This is a genomic window from Rivihabitans pingtungensis, assembly GCF_003201855.1.
GTDB classification, from domain to species: Bacteria; Pseudomonadota; Gammaproteobacteria; order Burkholderiales; family Aquaspirillaceae; genus Rivihabitans; species Rivihabitans pingtungensis.
In genome coordinates, this window is record NZ_QJKI01000003.1 from 118114 (window position 1) to 139357 (window position 21244).

Here is a 21244-nt window from a genome sequence, read left to right on the forward strand (position 1 = left end):
GAGAAAGTCGCGATGAAAACCGCTGATTGTAGCGTAAAACCGTTGTTCGGGGCGCGCGCTTGCGTTGCCACGCCGGCAAGAATTTCCGGCATTGCGGCAAAATATGCCATTTCAGCTTTTTTTGGCTTTGCGCTTGATATTGGCCGGCAAAAAATACCTGTTTGTTTTTGTGTCAGCCGCTGAGAAACTCATGTTGTAAGATTTTTGATGGATGATGCGCTTTAATTGAGGGTTGAAACGTAGAAACAGCTCTCATTTCGGAGCGTGTGTGTTCGGCTGTGGGCTTTCTTGCAGCGCGACTCTGTATTTTTAATATTTGAATCAATGTGTTGTGTTGTTGGTGTTTGAGTGGTGTGATTTGGTGTTTATACGGTGCGGAAAAAATTTTCCGCATCCCGGCAAATATTGCCGCCACGCAGAAAACATAAAACACTGTCGCGGTCGCTGCGTAAATTTTGTTAAAAATTTGTTTGGGTGCGTATAAAAACGCATTGACGAATATATGTGGGCGATATAATCTGATTTTACCGATCAGCCATGCACGGCTGGTAAATACCAAGGGCGTAGCCCAGGTTCGAATGGATGATGCTCAAACATGAGCATCATCACAGATTCGTCCAGGTATTTGACGCGTGCTGGCGGCGGTCCTGGCGCCCGATTGGGGGCGCCACTTTCTTGATGTGCTGTTTTTTGGTTGGCGCATTGCCTACCTTGCCCCGGGCGAAAGCGTCGCCTGCCGAACACACATCAACAAAAAACCCCGTCAGGCCCATGCTGGCCTGACGGGGTTTTGTCTTGTGGGCTTGGCCGTCAGTTGCTGTGGCCGCGTGCCGCCTGGCGTTGCAGGATGTTGGAAAATTCTTCGCCAAAGGTGTCAAAGCGGGTGGCAAAGCGGTCGGTGTCGTGGGCAAAGCGGTTATACGCCACCACCGCCGGGATGGCGGCAAACAGGCCAATCGCCGTGGCGATCAGCGCCTCGGCAATGCCGGGCGCCACGGTGGACAAGGTTGCGCTGCCGGCGTTACCCAGGCCAATAAAGGCATGCATGATGCCCCACACCGTGCCAAACAGACCAATATACGGGCTGACCGAGCCCACGGTGGCCAAAAACGCCGTGTGGCGATCCAGCTCGTCCAGCTCGCGTTGCGCCGCCGCCTTCATTGCCCGGCGGGTGCCGTCCATCAGGTCGGACAACTCCACCCCACCCTGACGACGCAGCTTGATAAATTCACCAAAGCCGGCCTGGAAGATTTTTTCCATGCCCATGCTGTTCTGGTTGGCGCTGACGCGCTGGTACATGCTGTTCAGATCCGCGCCGCTCCAGAAGGTGCGCTCGAAATCATCGGTGCTGCGCCCCACGGCGCGCAGGGTGATCAGCTTGCTGACGATAAAGCTCCACGAAATCACCGACAGCGCCACCAGCAGCGCCATGATCAACTGCACCGGCAGGCTGGCGTGCATGATCAGCGAGATCATCGACAGGGAATTTCCACTTTCCACGGTGTCTGGGTCCTTGTTGAACGGGCGGGCGTTAGCGCAACACGCGCCCGGTTGCAAAATCAATGATGGCAGAAGGCTTGCGGCGCTTGCCAATCTGGCCGGGCAGCACCGACACGGCTGCACCAAACGTTTGCCGACAGGCGCGACCGGTTTTCAGCGCGCGCTGTCCGGCCAGATTGGCCGAGGTGGACACCAGCGCGCTGCCCAGCAAGCGGCACAGCCGTGCCGTCTCGGGATGGGCGGTGATGCGCACCGCCAGTTTGCGGTGACGGCCGCGCAATAGCGGCAACACCCGCCGGGAAGCCGGCAGCAATAAAGTCACCGGGCCGGGCCAGTAATCGGCCAGGCGTGCCTGCTGTTCACGGCTGAGCGGCGCCACATACGGCGCCAGTTGCGCCCAGTTCGCCCCCACCACAATCATGCCTTTGTGCATCGGCCGACGCTTGAGCGCCAGAATGCGGCGCAGGCCGGTTGCCGAGGCCGGATGGCAGCCCAGGCCAAAGCAGGATTCGGTGGGATAGGCCAGCACACCGCCACGGGCCAGGCGGGCGCGGGCGTGCTGAAGCAGGGAGGAGCCAAGGGTGCGCAACATCAGTCAGAAAGCAGGTAAAAGAGTATTGTGGCAGAAGCGGGCGCGAACACGCCAATTATCGCGGCAAAGCGCCACTGACACGCTGATGGGCAAGGCGTGTGCGCGGGTGCTTTATCTGCGCGTGGCCAGACAGACCGGAACGCGCGGGGAAAGTTCGCATGGTGCGGCCAACTTGCCGGCATGCGCCGCCCACAAAAAAACGGCGCATCACAGATACGCCGTCAAACGAGGGTGCTACACGAGAAAAACTCGTCACGCCGCCGGCCACGCCAGCGGCGGATGAACCTTGAGCGGTTCTTAGAACTTCATGCCAACGCCAACACCGAACACCAGCGGGTTGATTTCCAGGCGACCCAGGTCCACGCCATTGATGGCGCCGCTGTTGCCGGAAGCCTTGGTGTCGATCCAGATCTTTTTCAGGTCAACGTTCAGGAACACATTCTTGGCAACCGGCACGTCCATACCCACTTGCAGGGCCGGGCCGAAGCTGTTTTTCTTGATGGACACGCCACCCACTTCAGTGCTCAGGCCACCCGCGCGGTAGAAGCGGGTGTAGTTCAGGCCGGCGCCAACGTACGGGCGAATCGCGCCTTCCGGGTTGAAGTGGTATTGCAGGGTCAGGGTCGGCGGCAGCACGCTGACCTTGCCGATGGAGCCATTGCCGCCGCCCAGGGCGGTGCGGTTGGCGGTGACGCTGTGACGCGAGGTGCCCAGGATCAGTTCGGCGCCCACGTTGTTGGTGATCATGTAGGTGAAGTCGAGCTCGGGGATGGTGTCATCCTGCACGCCAGCGCTCAGCGGGGAGGCCAGCAGACCGGTGGTCTTGACGTCCGGATTGACGTTGATCACGCGAAAGCGAGCAAGGATGTCGCCTTGGGCGGCCATGGCGGCGGAAGAAGCGAGGGCTGCGCCAGCGCACAGAGCCAATGCGATTTTTTTCATGGTTTTCTCTCCTGATGTTCCCGATATCAAACGGTGTGTTTGGGGTTACCCTGTCATGGCCCGGCAGATGGCGTTGCCTCCGGCTGTCGTTTGGCTGCTGCCACACCCCCCATGCTTAGGTCATGAATGCTAGCAAAAGAATGCCCTTGCATTCTTGATCTGACGCAAATTAACGCCCTGCGCCGTCGGCAAACTGCAACACTGTCTGAAAAAAACCACACTGACAGTAGCGGAATTGCCGCCGCGCGCCACAATCCGCCAGCCAGCGCGGGGCAGCAGCAGCGCCCCGGCTTTCTGCTAGACTCGCGCCTTGTCCTGCACAAAACGAGTTGCCCCATGAAATACCGCGATCTGCGCGACTTCATCGCCCAACTGCAAGCCATGGGCGAATTGCGCCGCATTGATACACCGGTGTCCACCCGGCTGGAAATGACCGAAATCTGTGACCGCGTGCTGCGCGCGGGCGGCCCGGCGCTGCTGTTCACCCGGCCGCAAGGCCACAGCATGCCGGTGCTGGGCAATCTGTTTGGCACGCCGCGCCGGGTGGCGCTGGGCATGGGCGCCGAAGAAGTGTCGGCGCTGCGCGACATCGGCAAGCTGCTGTCCTACCTGAAAGAACCCGAGCCGCCCAAGGGGCTGAAAGATTTGTGGGACAAATGGCCGGTGTTCAAAAACGTGCTGAACATGGCGCCAAAAACCATCCGCCATGCGCCCTGTCAGGAAGAAGTGCTGGAAGGTGAGCAGGTTGATCTGGGCCGCTTGCCGGTGCAGCACTGCTGGCCGGGCGATGTGGCGCCGCTGATCACCTGGGGCTTGACCGTCACGCGCGGACCGCACAAAAAGCGCCAGAACCTGGGCATTTATCGCCAGCAGGTGATTGGCCGCAATCAGGTGATCATGCGCTGGCTGGCGCATCGCGGCGGCGCGCTGGATTTTCGTGAGCACAAACGCGCCCACCCCGGCCAGCCGTTTGCCGTGTCGGTGGTGCTGGGCTGCGACCCGGCCACCATCCTGGGCGCGGTCACGCCGGTGCCGGACACCTTGTCGGAATATCAATTTGCCGGCCTGTTGCGCGGCGACCGCACCGAGCTCACCCAGTGCCTCGGCAATGAGCTCACCGTGCCGGCCTACGCCGAAATCGTGCTGGAAGGCCGGCTGACCCCGGTCGAGCCGGGCTTTGCCGGGGTGAGTGAACATGGCGTGCCGCTGAAAGAGCAAGAAGGCTTTCTGGCGGCGCTGGAAGGCCCGTATGGCGACCACACCGGCTATTACAACGAGCAGGATTGGTTTCCGGTGTTCACCATCGACCGCATCACCCGCCGCCGCGAGGCGATTTACCACAGCACCTACACCGGCAAGCCGATCGACGAGCCGGCGGTGCTGGGCGTGGCGCTGAACGAGGTGTTCGTGCCCATCCTGCAAAAGCAGTTTCCGGAAATCGTCGATTTCTACCTGCCGCCAGAGGGTTGCAGCTATCGCATGGCGGTGGTCAGCATCAAAAAGCAATACCCCGGCCACGCCAAGCGGGTGATGATGGGGGTGTGGAGCTTTTTGCGGCAGTTCATGTACACCAAGTTCATCGTGGTGGTGGACGAGGACATCAACACCCGCGACTGGAACGAAGTGATCTGGGCGATCACCACGCGCATGGACCCGGTGCGCGACACCGTGCTGGTGGAAAACACCCCGATTGACTATCTGGACTTCGCCAGCCCGATTTCCGGGCTGGGCGGCAAGATGGGGCTGGACGCCACCAACAAGCACCCCGGCGAAACCTCGCGCGAGTGGGGCACGCCGATTGTGATGGATACCGCAGTCAAGGCGCGGGTGGACGCCATGTGGGGCGAGTTGGGCCTGTAAACCCGCCCCACATGGCAGAGCCTGGTGGGCAGGGAGCAATGCACCAGCCCACCAGGCGGGGAGACGACGCTAGGCCAGGGCTTTGATCAGCAATTGGCTGGCCATCACCACCATCAGCAAGGCAAACAGCTTTTTCAGCTTGGCCACCGGCAGCCGGTGCGCCAGCCGCGCGCCCATCGGCGCGGTGGCCATGGTGATCAGGCATAGCGTGGCCACCGCCGGCAAATACACAAAGCCCACGGTGTAGGCCGGCAAATCGCCGCGCCCCCAGCCGCTGGCCATATAGCCCAGCGCGCCAGAAAACGCGATGGGCCAGCCCAGCGCCGCGCTGGTGGCGATGGCGCGCTTGAGCGGAATATTGCACCAGCTCATGAACGGCACGCTCATCGAGCCGCCGCCGATGCCGACAAAACTCGACACCACGCCAATGCCCAGCCCCACGCCGCCCAGGCCCACCGCGCCGGGCAGGGTGCGGCTGGCCTTGGGTTTGGCGTCCAGCAGCATTTGCGCGGCAATCAGGTAGGCGTAAACAATAAAAAACCAGCGCAGCTCACGGCTGGGCAGCAGCCCGGCCAACTGCGTGCCCAGCAGCGTGCCCAGCACAATGGCCGGGGCAAAGCGGCGCACAATCGCCCAATCCACCGCGCCGTGCCGATGATGAGCGCGCACCGAAGAAAAACTGGTGAACACCATCACCGCCAGTGAGGTGCCCAGCGCCATATGCTGCACATGGGCATGCATGCCGCTGCCTTCCATCACCCATACCAGCACCGGCACCAACACCAGGCCGCCGCCCACGCCCAGCAAGCCGGCCAACAGCCCGGCCACCACGCCCATGCCGGCCAAGGCCAGCAACATCAATGCGCTCATGCGGCCTCCTGCGCGGTCCATACCCGGCTGACGCCATGTTCGGTAACCACGGCGTCCAGACGCTGGTCCCACGCTTCGCACGGCACTTCCGCCAGCCGCTGCGCGGCATAAGCCAGGCCAATCAACTTGGCGCGGCCTGGCCGCGCGCGCAGCGCCGCCAGGGTGGCGTCGTAAAATCCGCCGCCCTGGCCCAAGCGGCGGCCGGCGGCGTCAAAACCCAACAAGGGCAGCAGCACATGGGTGGCGCGGCTGAGCGGCACGCGCGGGCCCAGGCATTCGGGGATGCCATAGCGGTTGGCGCGCCAGCGCGGGCGGGCGTCCAGCGCGGTAAAGCGCAGCCGCCGGCCGCGCGCCGGCACCACCGGCAGCAGCACGCGACAGCCGCGCGCGCGCGCGGCGCTCAGCAAGGGACGGGTGTCGATTTCGCTGCCGTGGCTCAGATAGGCGGCCAGGGTGTGTTCGCGGCGCAGCCAGCGCCGGCAGTGGCGCGCCAGCGCCAGCGCTGCCTGGCGGCGGTAGCGCGGCGACAAGGCCAGCCGGCGGCGGCGCAGTTCGGCGCGCAGGGCGGTTTTGCGGGCGGGAAGATCAAGCTCAGGCGCATCGGCCATGGGGCGCGCTCCAGAAACGAAAACGCCTTGTGTGAGTAACTCACACAAGGCGTGGATAGGGTCCCCCGCAGATGCCGATCCGGCCGGTCATCCTGAACCTTGCGGATCAGGGGGTCGCCGGCTTTGCCTGTTGGGCGCGCCGGACAAGCGGCGCGACACGCTGGGGCAATGGGGCTGGCAACCAGTTACCAACTATTGGTTCAAGGAATTTAAGCCGTTCCGAACACCGCAGGGGAGAAAGAACTTTGACGAATGTCGGTCAAAACATGCGATTTTGCTCTAACATGGCTTGATCAATCGTGTCGTTCATGGCGTCTATTTTACGCTGGATTTCTTCAATGTCCAAGTCTGATGCTGAAGGCGGCGGATTCTTCTGTAATTTCAAGAGGTCATTGGCCAGATTCAGCGCGGCGATGATGGCAATTTTGTCCACTTCCACCACGCGGCCGACGTCGCGCACCTCGGCCATGCGCTGTTCCAGCAGCGCCACCGCCTCAACCAGCGAGGCTTGTTCTTCTTTGGGGCAACCCACGGCAAAGCGCCGTCCCAGCAGGTTGACCTCGATATGCACCTGGCTCATTGCGTCCCCTCGGGCAGTCGCGCCAGCAGGTTTTCGATGCGGGCGCGGGTTTCCTCAACCTTGTATTTCAGGTCACGGTTTTCCACCTCGCGTTCGGCCAGACGGTCGCGCAGCTGGTTGTTGTCCAGGCGCAACTGTCGGCACAGCTCGGCGAGCTGGAGGATTTTGCCATGAAGGAGATCAAGTTCTGCGTCCATGCTCGGCACTATAACGGGCTGTCCGCAACAGCGTCAAACCACTGTCGGCGGCGTGTTGGCAAGGTGAATGGCCTCCTCGGGCCAGGGCAGCTTGGCCATGTGGGTCATTTCAACACCAAGGGCAAGCCGGCCGCCGCCAAGGTCACCCGCTCGCAGCAGGCGGCCACTGCCTGATTGAGCCAGCCCAGTTCATCGACAAACCAGCGGGTGGCGGCACCCATCGGCACCACGCCCCAGCCGATTTCATTGCTGACCAGCACAATCTTGCCGGGCAGCTGTGGCAAAAGCTGCAACAGCGCCGCGCGCTCTTGGCGCCAGCGCGCGTCGTCCACGCCGTCGGCGGTGAGAAAACCCACCAGCCACAGCGTCAGGCAATCCACCAGCAGCAGGCGCTCGGGCGCGGCGGCGGCGTTCAGCGCCTGGGCCAGGCTGGCCGGGGCTTCGATCAAGCCCCATTGCGCCGGCCGGCGGGCGCGGTGCGCGGCCACGCGCTGGGCGAACTCTTCGTCGCCCACCTGCGCGGTGGCCAGATAAATCACCTCGCCGGGCCAGGCCAGCGCCTCGGCCTCGGCCAGCCGGCTTTTGCCGCTGCGCGCGCCGCCAATAAAAAACTGTCGCATGCTGGGCCTTTCTGTGCGCCAAAGCTTGGCCCGGCATTATAGGGCTCCGGTAGAATCTGCGGCTTTGCCTGATTGGAATTGTTCTCATGGCTGTCTTGCACCCCGACGCCGGCCTGGCCGCGCGCCAACGCCAATCGCAACTGACCAAACCCGCTGGCAGCCTGGGCCGGCTGGAGGCGCTGGCCTGCTGGCTGGCCGAACGCAGCGGCCAGGTGTGCCCGCCGCTGCCGCAGCCCGGCATTGCCGTGTTTGCCGGCGACCACGGCGTGGCGGCCGATGGCGTGTCGGCCTTTCCCAGCGCAGTCACCGCCGAAATGGTGAAAAACTTCACCCGTGGCGGCGCCGCCATCAATGTGCTGGCGCGCGCGATTGCCGCCCCGCTGGAAGTGGTGGACGTTGGCGTGGCCAGCCCGCTGCCGGCCGAACTGCCGATTGTGCACGCCCGCGTGCGCGCCGGCACGGGCAATCTGCGCACCGAAGCCGCCATGAGTCTGGACGAATGCCGCCAGGCGCTGGCCATTGGCCGCGCCAGCGCCCGCCGGCTGCACGCCCAGGGCGTCACGCTGCTGATTGCCGGTGATATGGGCATTGGCAACACCACCGCCTCGGCCTGCCTGGTGTGCGCCTTCACTGGCGCGACGCCAGAAGACATTGTCGGCCTGGGCACCGGCATCGACGACGCCCGCCGCGCCCACAAGGTGGCCGTGGTGGGCGAGGCGCTGGCGCGCGCGCAGGCGGCCGGCGCGCACGACGGCGAAAGCTGGCTGGCGCAGGTTGGCGGGCTGGAAATCGCCGCCATGGCCGGCCTGCTGCTGGAAGCCGCCGCGCTGGGCATCCCCGCCCTGCTGGATGGCTTTATCGCCACCGCCGCCGCGCTGGCCGCTCGCGCCATCAAGCCTGCCGCCGCCGACTGGTGGCTGGCCAGCCACCGCTCGCAAGAGCAGGGCCATCTGCGCGCATTGGCCGCGCTGGGCCTGACGCCGCTGATTGACCTGGAATTGCGCCTGGGCGAAGGCTCGGGCGCGGCGCTGGCCGTGCCCCTGATCCAGATGGCGGTGCGCCTGCACAATGAAATGGCCACCTTTGCCGAAGCTGGCGTCTCTGGCGCGGCATGAAGCCCTTCACCGTCACCCTGCTGCGTCACGGCGACACGCCCTTGAGCGGGCGGCTGATTGGCCAGCGCAGCGACCCGCCGCCCACCGCCGCCGCTCAAGTGCAGCTGGCCGCCACCCTGGCGCAGCTGCACGCCCGCCAGCCCATCACCCGGCTGGCCGCCTCGCCCCTGCTGCGCTGCCGCGCGCCGGCCGAAGCGTTTGCATGCGCGCACGGCCTGGCGCTGACGCTGGACGCCGACTTGGCGGAAATCGACTTTGGCGACTGGGACGCCGCCGACCCGCTGACGCTGCCGGCGGATTGGTCGGTGCGCTGCCAGGACCCATCCAGCGGCCCGCCTGGCGGAGAGCGCATTGTCGATTTTCGGGGTCGCTGCGCGCGCGCCTGGGCGCGCCACTGCGCCGGCCTGGGCGAGCAAGACGGCGAGCATCTGTTGCTGTTAAGCCATGGTGGGGTGATTTCTGCGTTGCTGGCCGAGGCGATGGCCATGCCCTGGCCGCTGGCGCGGCGGGTGGCGGTGGCGCGCGGCGGCTGGCTGCGCCTGTCTTGCTATCCGCCAGAGCCGGCCTGGCTGCTGGCGCTGGAGGGCGCGGATGCGTGAGCTGATTTTGGCCGTGCAGTTTCTCACCCGCCTGCCCACCCCGCAGCTGCGCGACTTCGACCCGGCCTGGCTGGCCGGCTGCGGCCGCTGGTTTGCCCCGGTGGGCGCGCTGATTGGCGCGCTGCTCTTGCTGCCCTGGCAGCCGTTGGCCCAAGTGGAGCCCTGGCTGGCGGCGGCGCTGACCTTGCTGCTGTGGGTGTGGCTGACCGGCGCCCTGCATCTGGATGGCCTGGCCGACCTGGCCGACGGCCTGGGCGCGGCGCACCGCGACCCGGCGCGCTTTCTGGCGGTGCTGAAAGACCCGCATGTCGGCAGTTTTGGCGTGGTGGCGCTGGTGATGGCCTTGTTGCTCAAGCTGGTGGGGCTGATGCTGGCGGCGCGCCATGGCTTATCACCGTGGGCGCTGCTGCTGTTGCCGGCGTGGGCGCGCTTTGGTGCGCTATGGTGGTCGGTCAGCCTGCCGCCGCTGGCCAGCGGCGGCCAGGCGGAACGCTTTGCCTGGAAAAGCGGCCCGGCGCTTTTGTGGCTGACCCTGCTGGGCCTGCTGGCTATTTCGGCCTGGCTGACGCCGTGGCTGTGCCTGGCGGGGCCGCTGGCGCTGTGGCTATGGCGGCGCTTTTTGCTCACCCGACTTGGCGGGGTGACCGGGGATTGCCTGGGCGCCGGCATCGAGTGCGTGGAAACCGGCCTGCTGCTGGCCGGCGTGGGCTGGCAGCTGTCGGGCGCGCCGGCGTGGCTGGCCAATCTGACGGGATAAGGCCGCGCAATGCCTGGGGCTGCCGCCGTAGGGCTTGGCGGCGTCAGCGAAGCGATCCTGGCGAGGGACATCAATAACGGCAAGATACCCCCACCACGCCAGGAAGGTTTTGTGAGCGGCTCTTAGCCCTGCAGCACCGCCAGCGCCTTATTGGTGCGCGCCACCCGGTCGTCCAGCCCCAGCGTGCCGCCATTGATGGCCTTGGTGATGCCTGTGTTGTCCTGCTTGTCGGCCAGCGCATTCAACTTGTGAGAGTCCCAAAACCAGCCAGCGGTCAGCGCCGCGTATTCCGGCGCAGCAACTTGGTCCGGGCTGGAGACCAGATCCACCCCCAAGGCCGTGCCTGCTGCCTGATAGTTGGCCTTGCCGGTCAGCTGGATCAGGCCACGGCCGTGATAGCGCCAGCCTTCGCCCGAGGCTTCGTTGCCGTTGCCCATGCGGTCGGCGTATACCTTGTTGGCGATTTTTTCCGGCTGGCGGGCGTAGGCGTTGGCGGTAGCGTCGTCAGGAAAGCGCTTGGGCCAGGTGTTGCGCAGGCCCTGGGCCGAGTAGTTGAGGTTTTCGTTCAGCGTATGAAACCCGGCAGATTCATGGCCGCACTGGCCGATAAAGGCCGCCATGCGTTGCGGGGTGTTGATGGCAAAGCGGTCAAAAGTGGCGTTCAGCGGGTCAAGCCAGCTGGCGTCCAGGCCCAGGGCCTGCAAATGAGCAGCGGTCAGCATAGTGAAAATTCTCCGGAAAAATAAGGCTGTCAGATAAGCCCAATGCGGTGTGTGCCGCCGTGCTGCGCTGCCGGCGCGCGTCTTGTCCTGAACGCTTGCGCCACAGGGTTTGTGAGTCATGCCGCCACCACACGGGGGTGCTGCGCGCGCAAGCACGCTTGACGCAAACAGCATCCGCTGGACAGGCTGATGGCATAAGCCGCCCCGAGTCAAGCAAACGACATGAAACCTCATGCCCTGTGTGGATAAAGTGTGTGCTTCACACCGCGCCGACCTGGCGCAGCCGCGTATAATCCCGGCATGATTCTGACCTGTTGAGCTGCCATGACCGCACTGCAAAATGACGTCTTCCTGCGCGCGCTGCTGCGCGAGCCGGTTCCTTACACCCCGATCTGGATGATGCGCCAGGCCGGCCGCTACCTGCCGGAGTACTGCGAAACCCGCCGCCGCGCCGGCAATTTCATGGGCCTGTGCACCAACCCGACGCTGGCCACTGAAGTCACCCTGCAACCGCTGGAGCGCTTTCCGCTGGATGCGGCGATTTTGTTTTCCGACATCCTCACCGTGCCGGACGCCATGGGCCTGGGGTTGTACTTTGCCGAAGGCGAAGGCCCGAAGTTTGAGCGCCCGCTGACCGACGAAGCCTCCATCCTGGCGCTGGCCGCCCCTGACCCCACCGACCGCCTGCGCTATGTGCTGGACGCGGTGAGCAGCATCCGCCAGGCGCTGAACGGCCGCGTGCCGCTGATTGGTTTTTCCGGTAGCCCGTGGACGCTGGCCTGCTATATGGTGGAAGGTGGCTCGTCGGCGGATTTCCGCAAGGTCAAGGCGCTGATGTACGACCGCCCGGACCTGATGCACCACATCCTGCAAGTGACCACCCGCGCGGTGATCGACTACCTGAACGCGCAAATCGAAGCCGGCGCGCAGGCGGTGATGATTTTCGACACCTGGGGCGGCGCGCTGTCGCACGCAGCGTATGAAACCTTCTCGCTGGCCTATATGCAAGAGATCGTCAGCCAGCTCACCCGCGAGCGCGAAGGCCGGCGCGTGCCGTCCATCGTGTTCACCAAGAACGGCGGCCAGTGGCTGGAAAAAATCGCCGACATCGGCAGTGACGCCGTCGGTCTGGACTGGACCACCGACATTGGCGACGCCCGCCGTCGCGTGGGCGCGCGCGTGGCGCTGCAAGGCAATTTCGACCCGAACGCGCTGTTTGCCAACCCGGCCGCCATCGAAGCCGAAGCTGCGCGCATCCTGGCCGCCTACGGCCACGGCAGCGGCCATGTGTTCAACCTGGGGCACGGAATTTCCCAGTTCACCCCGCCGGAACACGCCGGGGTGTTGGTGGAGGCGGTGCATCGTCTGTCGCGGCAGTATCACGCCGCCTAAGGACAGCCGCTCACACACTGCCTTGGTGGGGTGTGGGCGCGCCAAGCCATGTCCCGTCATCCCGCCGCGCGCCAGCGTCAGCAACGGCATGTGCACGCCGTGCTGCGCCATATTGACCGCCACCTCGACCAGCCGCTGGATTTAGTCGCGCTGGCGGCAGTGGCGCATGTGTCGCCGTTTCATTTTCATCGGGTGTTTCGCGCCTGGACGGGCGAGAATCTGGGCGACTACCTCAGCCGTCGCCGGCTGACGCTGGCGGCCTGCTGGCTATGCAACGAACCGGCCGCCTCGGTGCTGACGCTGGCGCTGCGCGCCGGCTTTGCCTCGGGCGAGGCGTTCAGCCGCGCCTTCAAGGCGCGCTTTGGCCTCAGCCCCAGTCAGTGGCGAGGCGCCAGCGCCGCCAAACGACAAGAATTGCGCAATCTGGATCAGGCAGCTCAGGTCGCGCTGCGGCATGATGGGTCGGTCTTCTCTGACCTGGAGCCCGATATGCACGTCACCCTTTGCCAACGCCCGGCCGTCACCGTGGCCTACCTGCGCCACACCGGCCCCTACGGCCAAGCCATCGCCGAGTTTTGGCGCGACCAGTTTGTGCCCTGGCTGCACGCCCAAGCATTGCTGCCCTACGCCAAATACGGCATCGGCCACGACAACCCGCAACTGACCGACCCGGCGCAATGCCGCTACGACGCCTGCGTGGCCCTGCCGCCAGGCTATGCGCCACCGGCGGACATGCTGACCATGACAATTCCGGGCGGTTTGTACGCAGTGTATGATTTTCGCGGCAGCGTGCCCGAGATTGCCCAGGCCTGGACGGCCTTGTTTGCCGAGTGGTTGCCGGCCAGCGGCTGGGGGGTGGATGCGCGGCCGTGTTTTGAGTTTTACCCGGAAGACGCGTTCTTCGACCCGGCTACCGGGGAATTCAGCTGCCAGATTTGTCTGGCGGTGCGACCGTTGAACAGCTGAGCGCGGCTTGTCACTTATAGCGTCGCTCACAAAACCCAGTGCTGCGATTCTGGCCAGGCGCGCGACGCAGACAGTACAAGAAGCACAACGGCGCTTTTGAGCAACGCTTGGCGCCAAAACACACAGCCCCCGGCCAGTGTGGCTCGGGGGCTGTGTGCATCAAGCTGACAGCAGAGGATTACTTGGACGCGTTGACCATGTATTCCACGGCAGAGCGGAACTCTGCATCGCTGCCAGAGTAACCACCCTTGGGCGGCATGGCGTTCAGGCCCTTGGTGGCGGAAGCCACCAGATCATCCAGACCCTTGCCGATGCGCGGCGCCCAGGCGGCCTTGTCACCAAACTTCGGTGCGCCGGCTGCGCCAGTGGCGTGGCAAGCCTGGCAAACGGTGTTGTAGATTTCCTTGCCCTTGGCCGGATCCACCTTGGCGTCGCCGCCAGCTGCGCCTTCTACTTTCGGCTCAGCGAACTTGGCGCCGCCAGCGTTAGCCATGAAGGCCACGGCGCGAGCGACTTCCTCGTTGGTCAGGTCAGTGGCGCCGCCCTTGGCCGGCATGCCACGGATACCTTCCACCGCGTGCTTGACCAGGGAGTCAAAGCCTTGCGAGATGCGGCCAGCCCAGGCGCCAGCGTCGGCAAACTTGGGCGAACCGGCCAGGCCGGCAGCGTGACAGGACGAGCAGATGGCCTTGTACACGGCTTCGCCCGTGCGGCTGCCCGGTGCGCCACCTTCGTTGGCGACCGACACGCCCACCGGCTTCAGGCGCGCAGCAATGGCTTCTTTGGACATGACTTCAGCGTCCACCACCATGCCACTCGTAAACAGTTTGGCCAGCAGCCAAACACTCAGAACAACCAAGACAAGCACGGAGAGGATGACGCGAATTGCGTCTCCCGAGCTACCCTTATTTGCGCTACCCATTGGCCACGGCCTCACATAGAGAAAGTAAAAAAAAGAATAATGACAATCAGAATAGGGGAATTATACGTAAACGCCTGCCCCTTGGCAAAGACGGCAACTGGACTGACGGCCACAAATCGGCTATGATTCTCAGGCTTTTCTTCCCAAGCACCCGTAGCTCAGTTGGATAGAGTGTCAGTTTCCGAAGCTGAAGGTCAGTGGTTCGATCCCACTCGGGTGCGCCATCTCTTGCGCGGTAATTTTCCGCCATTCTGTTGTATCTTCACCGTATTTACACTTAGTTTGTTTGCAGATTTTCTTCACGGCCAGCCCGAGAGTGCGCGATACTCCAGAGCATGAAATGGTCTGGAATGCGAATCATGTGGCGTGTGCTGCAAAACTGTCTGCTGTATGTGTTTCTGCTGTGCACTGTCGCTCCGGCCCTGGCTGGTGGCGTGCTGCGCCTGGATCCGCAAGCGGCTGGCCAGCGCGCCGCCCATCAGATCGACCTGCTTGAAGATCCCAGCCGTATTCTGGGGCTGAGTGATGTACAAGGCCCGGAATACGCTGAGCGCTTTTTACCGGCCAGCCTGGTGGAAGGCGACATCAATCTGGGCTACTCAAAAAGCGCCTACTGGCTGCGGCTTACCGTACAAGCCCCTCAGGATCACATCATCCGCAATTGGCTGCTGGAGCTGGGGTTTCCCGCGCTCGATCATATCAGCGCCTATATTGTGGACAAGCATGGCTGGCGCGCCTATCAGACTGGCGACATGCTGACCTTCGACCAGCGACCGTATCCGCACCGGCATTTCATCTTTCCCATGCTGCTGGACCCGGGCCAGATCACCACCATTTACCTGCGAGTGGAATCCCAGGGCACACTCACCCTGCCGGTGATGATATGGACCGAACCGGCGCTGCTGGTATACAGCCAGTCGGCCTACGGCCTGCTGGCGCTGTACTACGGCATGCTGCTGGCGCTGGCACTGTACAACCTGCTGCTGTTCCTTTCTCTGCGTGACCCGGTGTATCTGGCTTACGTGCTGTTTACCGTCAGCATGGCCATTGGCCAGATTTCGCTCAATGGTCTGGGCAACCAGTATCTATGGCCAGACTGGCCGGCCTGGGGCAATGTGGCCCTGCCAGTAGGATTTGCCCTGTGTGGTGCTTTTGGCACCTGGTTCACCCGCCTGTTCCTGCATACCCGGCAAACGGCACCGCTGTATGACCGGGTGTTGTTTGGCCTGGGCGGCATTTTTGCCATCCTGGCTGCAGCGCCACTGGCGTTGCCCTATCAGTGGGTGGCGGTGCTGGTGTCCCTGCAGGGGATTTCATTTGCCGTGATCACCACCTCCATTGCCCTGTTTGGCCTGCGCGCCGGCAACCGCAGCGCGCGCTGGTTTTTGCTGGCCTGGTCTTTGTTGCTGGCGGGCATACTGGTGATGGGTGCGCGCAATCTGGGCTGGCTACCTACCAATATGTTGACCACCCACGCCATCCAGATTGGCTCGGCACTGGAAATGCTGCTGCTGTCGTTTGCCCTGGCGGATCGCATCCACCTGGCGCGCGAGGAAAAAGAAAAAGCCCAGAGTGAAACCCTGCAAGCCAAAGAATCCATGGTCAGCGCCTTGCGCCAATCGGAGCAGTTGCTGGAAACCCGGGTGATTGAACGCACCCGCGAGCTGGCCGAAACCAATGCCCGCCTGCGCATCAGCGAGGCGCGGCTGACCGAGCTGGCCGAGCGCGACCCGCTGACCGGCCTGGCCAACCGTCGCCGCTTGACCGAAGCACTGTATCAAGCGCTCAACCAGGCCAGCGACCGCCATGGCGAGGGGGCACTACTGCTGATTGATCTGGACCACTTCAAGCCAGTCAACGACCGCTGCGGCCATGAAGCTGGCGACCGGCTGCTGCAGGAAGTGGCACGCCGACTGCACGCCTGCGCCGGCCCGATGGACACCGTGGCCCGACTGGGCGGCGACGAATTTGTGCTGCTGCTGCCGCCTCCGCAAAGCCGGAGCACGGTGGAAACGCTCGCGGACCAGCTTCTGGTCAGCCTGCGCCAGCCAGTAGACACCCCGGCAGGCCGCCACGATGTCAGCGCCAGCATCGGCATTGCCTACTTGCCCCACGATGGCCACACGCCAGAAGAATTGCTCAAAGTTGCCGACCTGGCCATGTACCACGCCAAGGACAAGGGCCGCGACAACTGGTCGCGGGCACTGGCCACCGATACCCAGCCCTGAAGCTCACCACTTAGAGCGGCCAACAAAACCCCGCGCAGCGCGCCTGGTGTTGTTGCCCGACCTTGCCGCACTGCTGGTACGGTCTGCGGGCCGGCCTCTGACCAACCATGCTGTGCTGTGTTTTGTGCGCCACGCTAGTTGCCACTGGTCTTGCCCTTGCCGCGCGCCATCGCCGCCTTCAGCGCATTCAGCCGCGCCAGCCCGGCTTCGCGGTTCACCGTGGCCGTGGCGCCGGGCTTGCCCAGATAGCGCACATCCTCTTGAACCAGTTCGTCGATAAAGCGCGAGGGGTCCACAAACGCCCACTCGCCAGCGCGCTTGCGCTTGTGGCAGTGGCTGATGGTCAGGCTGCGCTGGGCGCGGGTGATGCCCACGTACATCAAGCGGCGTTCTTCTTCCACCTGCTCGTTGTCGATGGATTCCTGGTGCGGCAGGATGCCCTCTTCGCAGCCAATCAAAAACACATGACCGTATTCCAGCCCCTTGGAGGCGTGCAGGGTGGACAGGCGCACGGCGTCCACCTCGCCTTCTTCGCGGCCTTCCAGCATGGTGATCAAGGCAATGGTCTGGGTGAGTTCGATCAGGTTTTTGGCGTCGCGCTCGCCTTTTTCGCCCAGCCAGCGCATCAGCTCCTGCACGTTCTTCCACTTGCTTTCCGCCGGACGCGGCTCTTCGCTGTCGAATAGCCAGGCCTCGTAGCCAATGCCCGCCACCAGCTCGACAATCAAGGGCCCGGCCGCCTCGCGGCTGGAGCGCTGCTGGTAGCGCAGCACAAATTGGGCAAATGCCTCCAGCGGCGCGCGCTGCGCCTCGGCCAGCCGGTGGCGCAGGCCTTCTTCCTGGGTGGCGGCAAATAACGAGATTTTGCGCTCGCCGGCATACGCCCCCAGTTTTTCCAGCGTCACTGCCCCCACCCCGCGCTTGGGTGTGGTGATGGCGCGGATAAACGCCGGGTCGTCGTCTTCGTTCACCAGCAGGCGCAGCCAGGACAGAATGTCCTTGATTTCGGTCTTGTCAAAAAACGACTGCCCGCCAGAGATCAAATAGGGGATTTTCTGGTTGCGAAACGCCTGCTCGATAATGCGCGCCTGATGGTTGCCGCGATACAGCACGGCGTAATCGGAAAACAGCGTGCGGTGTTCAAACTTATGCGCCAACAGCCGCGCGGCGACGGTTTCGGCTTCGGACTCTTCGTCCTTGCACTGCACCACGGTGAGCAAATCGCCATGGCCCAGCTCGCTCCACAATTGCTTCTCGAACAGTTTCGGGTTGTTGGCGATCACGCTATTGGCCGCGCGCAAAATGCGCAGCGTCGAGCGGTAGTTTTGCTCCAGCTTGATCAGCTTGAGCCGGGGAAAGTCTTTTTGCAGCAGCGCCAGGTTTTCCATATTGGCCCCGCGCCAGGCGTAGATCGACTGGTCATCGTCGCCCACGGCGGTGAACATGCCGCGCTCGCCGGTCAGCAGCTTGACCAACTGATACTGGCAGGTGTTGGTGTCCTGGTATTCGTCGATCAGCAAATAGCGCAGCTTGTTCTGCCAGCGCTCCAGCACGGCGGGCTTATCGCGCAGCAGCTCCACCGGCAAGCGAATCAGGTCGTCAAAATCCATTGCCTGGTAGGCAAACAGCGTGTCCTGATAGCTCAGGTAGGCGCGCGCGGCGGTCAGATCCGGATCGTTATCGGCTTGCGCCAGCGCCGTTTGCGGGCCGATCAGCGCGTTTTTCCAGCGCGAGATGGCGTTTTGCACCCGGCGGATTTCCTGCTTGTCGGTGCTGGCGACAATATCCGACACGATCTTGCCGGCGTCGGCGGCGTCCAGAATGGAAAACTGCGGCTTATAGCCCAGCTCACGCGCCTCTTGCCGCAACAGCTGCATGCCCAGCGAGTGAAAAGTGGACACCGTCAGCCCGCGGCCCTCGCCCGGCTTGAGCAATTTGCCCACCCGCTCCAGCATCTCGCGCGCCGCCTTGTTGGTGAAGGTGATGGCGGCGATATGGCGGGCGGGAATGTCCGCCTGCTGGATCAGGTAGGCGATTTTTTGGGTGATCACCCGCGTCTTGCCGCTGCCGGCGCCGGCCAGCACCAGCAAGGGGCCGTCCAGATAGCGGATGGCCGCCATCTGTGGGGGGTTGAGTTGATGCAGGGACATGGGCAAAGCTCGGGAGGGAATGGCGGAATTTTAACGTATGTTGCACTGCGCAGCGGTATCATCTGTGGGGTTGGCGCTGCGCTGCGCGCAGAAGAGCTGGGGCTTGATTTTGGGCGGGAGTTCGTCCCGCTTGCCGACCTACTTTCTTTGCTTCGCCAAAGAAAGTAGGCAAAGAAAGGCGACCCCGGGCTGGCTGCGATGCTCGGCGCGCTTTACGGGGAGGTAAAGCGGCGGTATGCCGCCGACCAATGCAGAAACAACGCCGTGGCTTTGCACAGTGGAGATACCGAGGCAGCACACAATTTCACGCATCACTGACCACTCTCTACAACCTACAACATCACTTCACTCAACTTTCCCCCATGGCTACATACGCAATCGGCGATATACAAGGCTGCTATCAGGATTTCATGCAGCTGCTTGACTTCATTGAGTTTTCCCCCTCCCGCGATCAGCTGTGGCTGGCCGGTGATCTGGTCAACCGTGGGCCAGATTCGCTGAGCGTGCTGCGCTGGGTGTTCAAGCATCAGGACAGCGTGCGCATGGTGCTGGGCAATCATGACCTGAGCTTGCTGGCGCTGTCGGAAGGCTATGGCAAAACCTCGGCGGGCGACACCCTGGCCCAGGTGCTGGACGCCGCCGATGGCAAGGTGTTGATCGACTGGCTGCGCTGCCAGCCGCTGATGGTGGCCGGCGAGGGCTACGCCATGGTGCACGCCGGGCTGTTGCCGGAATGGACCATTCACCGCGCGCTGGGCCTGGCGGAAGAGGTGGAGCACGAACTGGCTGGGCGCAATTACCGCACTTTTCTGGCCCGCCTGTTTGGCAACAAGCCCACCCGCTGGAGCGACGAACTCAAGGGTATCGACCGGCTGCGGCTGGTGGTGAATGTGATGACGCGCATGCGTCTGTTGACGCTGGACGGCGAGCTGGATTTGTCGTTCAAGGGCGAGCTGGCCGACGCGCCGCCGCAGCTGCAAGCCTGGTTTGACGCCCCCAACCGCCGCTACGCCGACACCCCGCTGATTGTCGGCCACTGGTCGGCGTTGGGCCTGCGCCTGAGCCCGGATTTGCTGGCGATTGACACCGGCTGCCTGTGGGGCGGTAGCCTGACCGCCGTGCGGCTGGCCGACCGCAAGGTGTTTCAGCGCGCCTGTGATGGATATCGGAAGATTGGGTGAGGGCGCAAACCCGGCACACTCTGGCGCTAAAGGGGCACACAAAGGCAGGATGATGAAGATTCATAAATTGCACATCAAGGGCTTCAAGAGCGTGGCGGATTTAACGCTTGAGAATGTCTCGCCGTTTTTAGTCCTGGCTGGCGCCAATGGCTCGGGCAAGAGCAATATCACGGATGCCTTGGCGTTTTTGGGGGACGTAGTCAAACAGGGGGCAACACAAGCCAGAACCCGGTTTGGCGGTTTTGCCCAGATCCACTGCTTCAAATATCGCAAAGAACAGCGCACCACCATGCAATTTGCCTTGGCGCTGGAGCTGGACGGCGCGGTGTACGACTATCACCTGACCTTGCGCACCTTGGACGCCGCGCCGCAGATTGACGAAACACTGCGCGTAAACGGGCAAAAAATCATCAACCGCCCAGCCAATGGCGAGCTGCATGTGCGGCTGGGCAGTGCGTCTGCCATTCAGGTGTTGCCGGACTACCCCAAAGACATGACCGCATTGATGTTGCTGGGTAGTTTGCCGCTGTATGAATTTCTGACCAATATCAAGGTGTTTCGCATTGATCCGCTGGCGGCCAAAGAACCCAGCCGCGCCACCACGGACGCCAGCGAACTGGATGAATATGGCCGCAATGTGGCGTCGGTGCTGTCCCGGCTTGAGGCCGAGCCTGAGTTTCGTGAGCAGGTGCAAGAATGGCTAGAACTGATCGTGCCCGGCATGGAAAGCATTTCCACCGAAACTCAGCGCCTGGATAGCTCCACGGTGATCACCTTCAAGGAGGCCGGCACAAAAACCCGCTTCCCGGCCAAGCTGGTGTCGGATGGCACGCTGTATGTGTTGTGTATGTTGACGGCGGTGCTCAGTCGCGCCGAGCGCCGTGGCATCACCCTCATCGAAGAACCCGAGCGGGGCATTCACCCCAAGGCGATTGGCGAATTGGTGCAGCTGATGCGGGAAAACGCCTCCGCCGAACACCCGATTTTTTTGACCACGCACAGCGAATCGATTGTTCGTCAGCTCAATACCGCTGAGCTGTATCTGGTCAGTAAAGTGGACGGCAAAACCAAGGTGAGCCCCGCCGAATTGGCCGGTGTGGATAAAACCCAGATTCCGCTGGATACCGCCTGGCTGGCCAATTTATTTGACGGGGGCTTGCCATGGTGAAAATCGGGTTTATCGTGGAAGGCGAGAGCGAAAAATTGGTGGTGGAGTCGCCGATGTTTCAACAGTGGCTGCACGACCATGATTGCACCTTGGTCACGCCGGTCATCGACGCCAAAGGAGGCGGCAATTTGCTGCCCCAGCATATTGAGCCATTTAGAGCCGCTAACAACACCCTCCTGGCGTCGTTGCGCGGCCTTGCCGTACTACTTGTACTGTCTGCGGCCGCGCGCCTAGCCAGGACCGCTGCGCTGGGTGTTGTTATCGACTCTTAATTC

The 21244-nt window shown here is 63.2% G+C and carries 23 protein-coding genes, 1 tRNA gene and 1 other RNA gene; 12 read left to right on the forward strand and 13 right to left on the reverse strand.

What is annotated here, in order from left to right; genetic code table 11:
• Window positions 1-12: 12 nt before the first annotated feature.
• A complete protein-coding gene (locus DFR34_RS17500) occupies window positions 13-183 on the forward strand; it encodes a hypothetical protein (RefSeq protein WP_245906806.1) in 171 nt (56 codons plus the stop codon).
• Here the strand turns inward: DFR34_RS17500 and DFR34_RS17070 are convergent.
• The 4 genes from DFR34_RS17070 to DFR34_RS03645 all read right to left on the reverse strand — a co-directional run bounded on the left by DFR34_RS17070 (window position 173) and on the right by DFR34_RS03645 (window position 3034).
• Window positions 173-559 carry a hypothetical protein gene (locus tag DFR34_RS17070; RefSeq protein WP_158281727.1) on the reverse strand — a complete coding sequence of 129 codons (387 nt, stop codon included), beginning with the start codon at window positions 557-559 and terminating at the stop codon, window positions 173-175. The genes DFR34_RS17500 and DFR34_RS17070 overlap by 11 nt on opposite strands.
• A 251-nt stretch (window positions 560-810) precedes the next feature.
• A complete protein-coding gene (tolQ, locus tag DFR34_RS03635) occupies window positions 811-1500 on the reverse strand; it encodes a protein TolQ (protein WP_444544402.1) in 690 nt (229 codons plus the stop codon).
• Window positions 1501-1531: 31 nt separating this feature from the next.
• The gene (gene tsaC / locus DFR34_RS03640; RefSeq protein ID WP_110389801.1) at window positions 1532-2092 is read right to left on the reverse strand and encodes an L-threonylcarbamoyladenylate synthase type 1 TsaC; all 561 of its coding nucleotides are present in this window, start codon (window positions 2090-2092) and stop codon (window positions 1532-1534) included.
• A gap of 297 nt (window positions 2093-2389) precedes the next feature.
• On the reverse strand, window positions 2390-3034 hold the full coding sequence (locus tag DFR34_RS03645; protein WP_110389802.1) for an OmpW/AlkL family protein: 645 nt from the start codon (window positions 3032-3034) through the stop codon (window positions 2390-2392).
• Between the two features lie 336 nt (window positions 3035-3370).
• Here DFR34_RS03645 and ubiD point away from each other — a divergent pair, with 336 nt between their 5' ends.
• Window positions 3371-4894 carry a 4-hydroxy-3-polyprenylbenzoate decarboxylase gene (gene ubiD / locus DFR34_RS03650; RefSeq protein WP_110389803.1) on the forward strand — a complete coding sequence of 508 codons (1524 nt, stop codon included), beginning with the start codon at window positions 3371-3373 and terminating at the stop codon, window positions 4892-4894.
• Window positions 4895-4963: 69 nt separating this feature from the next.
• On the opposite strand, the gene DFR34_RS03655 is transcribed toward ubiD, so the two are convergent.
• The 6 genes from DFR34_RS03655 to cobU all read right to left on the reverse strand — a co-directional run bounded on the left by DFR34_RS03655 (window position 4964) and on the right by cobU (window position 7769).
• Window positions 4964-5764: a sulfite exporter TauE/SafE family protein gene (locus tag DFR34_RS03655; protein WP_211309279.1), complete on the reverse strand. Its 801-nt coding sequence runs from the start codon at window positions 5762-5764 to the stop codon at window positions 4964-4966.
• Window positions 5761-6372, reverse strand: a complete 612-nt coding sequence (locus DFR34_RS03660) for a 5-formyltetrahydrofolate cyclo-ligase (RefSeq protein WP_110389804.1) — start codon at window positions 6370-6372, stop codon at window positions 5761-5763. The genes DFR34_RS03655 and DFR34_RS03660 overlap by 4 nt, the downstream gene beginning before the upstream one ends.
• Before the next feature lie 58 nt (window positions 6373-6430).
• Window positions 6431-6610: non-coding RNA, 6S RNA (gene ssrS / locus DFR34_RS03665), on the reverse strand.
• A 21-nt stretch (window positions 6611-6631) separates the two neighbouring features.
• Window positions 6632-6952 (reverse strand): cell division protein ZapA, encoded by a 321-nt coding sequence (locus tag DFR34_RS03670; RefSeq protein ID WP_110389805.1) that lies wholly within the window; start codon window positions 6950-6952, stop codon window positions 6632-6634.
• On the reverse strand, window positions 6949-7149 hold the full coding sequence (locus DFR34_RS03675) for a hypothetical protein (protein ID WP_110389806.1): 201 nt from the start codon (window positions 7147-7149) through the stop codon (window positions 6949-6951). The genes DFR34_RS03670 and DFR34_RS03675 overlap by 4 nt, the downstream gene beginning before the upstream one ends.
• 104 nt (window positions 7150-7253) lie before the next feature.
• The gene (cobU, locus tag DFR34_RS03680; RefSeq protein ID WP_110389807.1) at window positions 7254-7769 is read right to left on the reverse strand and encodes a bifunctional adenosylcobinamide kinase/adenosylcobinamide-phosphate guanylyltransferase; all 516 of its coding nucleotides are present in this window, start codon (window positions 7767-7769) and stop codon (window positions 7254-7256) included.
• An 86-nt stretch (window positions 7770-7855) separates the two neighbouring features.
• On the opposite strand from cobU, the gene cobT reads away from it, so the two are divergent.
• From cobT to cobS, 3 genes are read left to right on the forward strand one after another with little or no spacing between them, the layout of a single operon-like run.
• Window positions 7856-8884 (forward strand): nicotinate-nucleotide--dimethylbenzimidazole phosphoribosyltransferase, encoded by a 1029-nt coding sequence (cobT, locus tag DFR34_RS03685; RefSeq protein WP_110389808.1) that lies wholly within the window; start codon window positions 7856-7858, stop codon window positions 8882-8884.
• Window positions 8881-9483, forward strand: coding sequence for a histidine phosphatase family protein (locus tag DFR34_RS03690; protein ID WP_110389809.1), 603 nt, complete (start codon window positions 8881-8883; stop codon window positions 9481-9483). The genes cobT and DFR34_RS03690 overlap by 4 nt, the downstream gene beginning before the upstream one ends.
• Window positions 9476-10240, forward strand: coding sequence for an adenosylcobinamide-GDP ribazoletransferase (cobS, locus tag DFR34_RS03695; protein WP_110389810.1), 765 nt, complete (start codon window positions 9476-9478; stop codon window positions 10238-10240). Before DFR34_RS03690 ends, cobS begins: the two co-directional genes overlap by 8 nt.
• Before the next feature lie 122 nt (window positions 10241-10362).
• Here the strand turns inward: cobS and DFR34_RS03700 are convergent, their stop codons facing one another.
• On the reverse strand, window positions 10363-10962 hold the full coding sequence (locus tag DFR34_RS03700; RefSeq protein ID WP_110389811.1) for a glycoside hydrolase family 19 protein: 600 nt from the start codon (window positions 10960-10962) through the stop codon (window positions 10363-10365).
• Window positions 10963-11286: 324 nt separating this feature from the next.
• Here DFR34_RS03700 and hemE point away from each other — a divergent pair, with 324 nt between their 5' ends.
• Together hemE and DFR34_RS03710 are read left to right on the forward strand one after the other, a co-directional pair.
• Entirely contained in the window at window positions 11287-12354 is a 1068-nt protein-coding gene (hemE, locus tag DFR34_RS03705) for a uroporphyrinogen decarboxylase (protein WP_110389812.1), read from the forward strand.
• Between the two features lie 48 nt (window positions 12355-12402).
• Complete coding sequence (locus DFR34_RS03710; protein ID WP_110389813.1) at window positions 12403-13320, forward strand: AraC family transcriptional regulator; 918 nt, start codon at window positions 12403-12405, stop codon at window positions 13318-13320.
• Window positions 13321-13498: 178 nt separating this feature from the next.
• On the opposite strand, the gene DFR34_RS03715 is transcribed toward DFR34_RS03710, so the two are convergent.
• Window positions 13499-14110, reverse strand: coding sequence for a c-type cytochrome (locus DFR34_RS03715; RefSeq protein ID WP_245906807.1), 612 nt, complete (start codon window positions 14108-14110; stop codon window positions 13499-13501).
• Window positions 14111-14389: 279 nt separating this feature from the next.
• On the opposite strand from DFR34_RS03715, the gene DFR34_RS03720 reads away from it, so the two are divergent.
• Both DFR34_RS03720 and DFR34_RS03725 read left to right on the forward strand, forming a co-directional pair.
• Window positions 14390-14466: transfer RNA gene (locus tag DFR34_RS03720), tRNA-Arg, on the forward strand.
• 135 nt (window positions 14467-14601) lie between these two features.
• Window positions 14602-16470, forward strand: coding sequence for a diguanylate cyclase (locus DFR34_RS03725; RefSeq protein ID WP_158281728.1), 1869 nt, complete (start codon window positions 14602-14604; stop codon window positions 16468-16470).
• A 134-nt stretch (window positions 16471-16604) separates the two neighbouring features.
• Here the strand turns inward: DFR34_RS03725 and DFR34_RS03730 are convergent, their stop codons facing one another.
• Window positions 16605-18620: a UvrD-helicase domain-containing protein gene (locus DFR34_RS03730; RefSeq protein WP_110389816.1), complete on the reverse strand. Its 2016-nt coding sequence runs from the start codon at window positions 18618-18620 to the stop codon at window positions 16605-16607.
• Between the two features lie 362 nt (window positions 18621-18982).
• Between DFR34_RS03730 and DFR34_RS03735 the strand changes: the two genes are divergently transcribed.
• The 3 genes from DFR34_RS03735 to DFR34_RS03745 are packed head-to-tail and all read left to right on the forward strand — an operon-like array spanning window position 18983 to window position 21241.
• Entirely contained in the window at window positions 18983-19801 is an 819-nt protein-coding gene (locus DFR34_RS03735; RefSeq protein WP_110389817.1) for a symmetrical bis(5'-nucleosyl)-tetraphosphatase, read from the forward strand.
• Window positions 19802-19850: 49 nt separating this feature from the next.
• A complete protein-coding gene (locus DFR34_RS03740; protein ID WP_211309280.1) occupies window positions 19851-20969 on the forward strand; it encodes an AAA family ATPase in 1119 nt (372 codons plus the stop codon).
• On the forward strand, window positions 20963-21241 hold the full coding sequence (locus DFR34_RS03745; RefSeq protein ID WP_110389818.1) for a hypothetical protein: 279 nt from the start codon (window positions 20963-20965) through the stop codon (window positions 21239-21241). The genes DFR34_RS03740 and DFR34_RS03745 overlap by 7 nt, the downstream gene beginning before the upstream one ends.
• Window positions 21242-21244 lie beyond the last annotated feature (3 nt).

What these genes read in the sequence shown, in the direction of transcription:
- ubiD (WP_110389803.1), top strand. Translation starts at nt 3,371, where the DNA reads ATGAAATACCGCGATCTGCGCGACTTCATCGCCCAACTGCAAGCCATG.
- DFR34_RS03740 (WP_211309280.1), top strand. Translation starts at nt 19,851, where the DNA reads ATGATGAAGATTCATAAATTGCACATCAAGGGCTTCAAGAGCGTGGCG.
- cobU (WP_110389807.1), bottom strand. Translation starts at nt 7,769, where the DNA reads ATGCGACAGTTTTTTATTGGCGGCGCGCGCAGCGGCAAAAGCCGGCTG.
- tsaC (WP_110389801.1), bottom strand. Translation starts at nt 2,092, where the DNA reads ATGTTGCGCACCCTTGGCTCCTCCCTGCTTCAGCACGCCCGCGCCCGC.
- cobT (WP_110389808.1), top strand. Translation starts at nt 7,856, where the DNA reads ATGGCTGTCTTGCACCCCGACGCCGGCCTGGCCGCGCGCCAACGCCAA.
- DFR34_RS03670 (WP_110389805.1), bottom strand. Translation starts at nt 6,952, where the DNA reads ATGAGCCAGGTGCATATCGAGGTCAACCTGCTGGGACGGCGCTTTGCC.
- DFR34_RS03675 (WP_110389806.1), bottom strand. Translation starts at nt 7,149, where the DNA reads ATGGACGCAGAACTTGATCTCCTTCATGGCAAAATCCTCCAGCTCGCC.
- DFR34_RS03735 (WP_110389817.1), top strand. Translation starts at nt 18,983, where the DNA reads ATGGCTACATACGCAATCGGCGATATACAAGGCTGCTATCAGGATTTC.
- DFR34_RS03715 (WP_245906807.1), bottom strand. Translation starts at nt 14,110, where the DNA reads ATGTCCAAAGAAGCCATTGCTGCGCGCCTGAAGCCGGTGGGCGTGTCG.
- DFR34_RS03745 (WP_110389818.1), top strand. Translation starts at nt 20,963, where the DNA reads ATGGTGAAAATCGGGTTTATCGTGGAAGGCGAGAGCGAAAAATTGGTG.
- DFR34_RS03710 (WP_110389813.1), top strand. Translation starts at nt 12,403, where the DNA reads ATGTCCCGTCATCCCGCCGCGCGCCAGCGTCAGCAACGGCATGTGCAC.
- DFR34_RS03690 (WP_110389809.1), top strand. Translation starts at nt 8,881, where the DNA reads ATGAAGCCCTTCACCGTCACCCTGCTGCGTCACGGCGACACGCCCTTG.
- DFR34_RS17500 (WP_245906806.1), top strand. Translation starts at nt 13, where the DNA reads ATGAAAACCGCTGATTGTAGCGTAAAACCGTTGTTCGGGGCGCGCGCT.
- DFR34_RS03655 (WP_211309279.1), bottom strand. Translation starts at nt 5,764, where the DNA reads ATGAGCGCATTGATGTTGCTGGCCTTGGCCGGCATGGGCGTGGTGGCC.
- DFR34_RS03730 (WP_110389816.1), bottom strand. Translation starts at nt 18,620, where the DNA reads ATGTCCCTGCATCAACTCAACCCCCCACAGATGGCGGCCATCCGCTAT.
- DFR34_RS03725 (WP_158281728.1), top strand. Translation starts at nt 14,602, where the DNA reads ATGTGGCGTGTGCTGCAAAACTGTCTGCTGTATGTGTTTCTGCTGTGC.
- DFR34_RS03660 (WP_110389804.1), bottom strand. Translation starts at nt 6,372, where the DNA reads ATGGCCGATGCGCCTGAGCTTGATCTTCCCGCCCGCAAAACCGCCCTG.
- DFR34_RS03645 (WP_110389802.1), bottom strand. Translation starts at nt 3,034, where the DNA reads ATGAAAAAAATCGCATTGGCTCTGTGCGCTGGCGCAGCCCTCGCTTCT.
- DFR34_RS03700 (WP_110389811.1), bottom strand. Translation starts at nt 10,962, where the DNA reads ATGCTGACCGCTGCTCATTTGCAGGCCCTGGGCCTGGACGCCAGCTGG.
- cobS (WP_110389810.1), top strand. Translation starts at nt 9,476, where the DNA reads ATGCGTGAGCTGATTTTGGCCGTGCAGTTTCTCACCCGCCTGCCCACC.
- hemE (WP_110389812.1), top strand. Translation starts at nt 11,287, where the DNA reads ATGACCGCACTGCAAAATGACGTCTTCCTGCGCGCGCTGCTGCGCGAG.